We start from the raw sequence: 901 nt of genomic DNA on the forward strand, positions 1-901 counted from the left end.
CTCGACGACATCGATGCCGCCATCTGCGTCCACGTCGATCCCTACACGCCGTCCGGCAAGGTTGCCGTCGGCTCTGGTCCCTACACTCTGGCCTGCGACACGTTCGATGTGGCCGTCATCGGCTCGGCCGCGCACGCGGCAAAACCGCATGAAGGTGTCGATGCGTTGGCCGTGGCTTGCTCCCTGGTGAGCGAATTGCAGAAGATCGTTTCGCGCGAGATCGACCCATACGATCCGCTGGTGATTTCCGTGACGGCCATCAATGGCGGCAACGCCTATAATGTCACCGCCGGCAAGGTCACGTTGAAAGGCACCATCCGCAGCGGCAGCGACGCCACACGCGAGCGGGCCTGGCGCCGTGTTCGTACGATAGCCGAGGGTACGGCGACGAGCCACGGGGCGCGTGTCGAGGTCGACATCCACAAGGGCGAACCGGGTGTCGTCAACGATGTCGAGATGACTGAGCTGATTGCCGCCAGCGCCAAGGCCTGCATCGGCGCCGACAACGTCCTCAACACGCCCGGATGGACCATCGCTGACGATTTTGGCTACTACAGCGAGAAACGCCCGTCGGTCTACTTCCGGCTCGGCATCCGCAACGAAGCGGTCGGATCGGTGTTTCCGCTCCACCACGCCGGTTTCGTGTCGACGAGGCCGCGTTGAAGGTCGGCGCGGCCACCCTGGTTGCGGCAGTGACGGCGTTTCTGTCGACGGGAGCGCCTTAGTCAGCCATCATGATGGTCATCGGCGCATGGGGCAGGAGCCCAGCATCGCTTACAGATACTGGGCGACCTTCTTGCCGACCGTGAGGAAGCGCAAGGGATCGATCGCTTCGCCATTGTGGCGCACTTCGTAGTGCAGATGCGGGCCGGTCGAGCGGCCGCTGCTGCCGGTCTTGCCG

2 protein-coding genes are annotated in these 901 nt (G+C 64.0%); one reads left to right on the forward strand and one right to left on the reverse strand.

All coding sequences use genetic code 11. From position 1 onward, the window contains the following. Nucleotides 1–663 (forward strand): M20 family metallopeptidase (locus EN984_RS36170; protein WP_245480204.1); only part of this gene is annotated, 663 nt, incomplete at its 5' end. A gap of 111 nt (nt 664–774) precedes the next feature. Here the strand turns inward: EN984_RS36170 and EN984_RS36175 are convergent. Continuing rightward, on the reverse strand, nt 775–901 hold a 127-nt coding region (locus EN984_RS36175; protein ID WP_164765996.1), incomplete at its 5' end, for a M23 family metallopeptidase.

This window comes from Mesorhizobium sp. M7A.F.Ca.CA.004.12.1.1 (genome assembly GCF_003997835.1).
Taxonomy (GTDB): Bacteria; Pseudomonadota; Alphaproteobacteria; order Rhizobiales; family Rhizobiaceae; genus Mesorhizobium.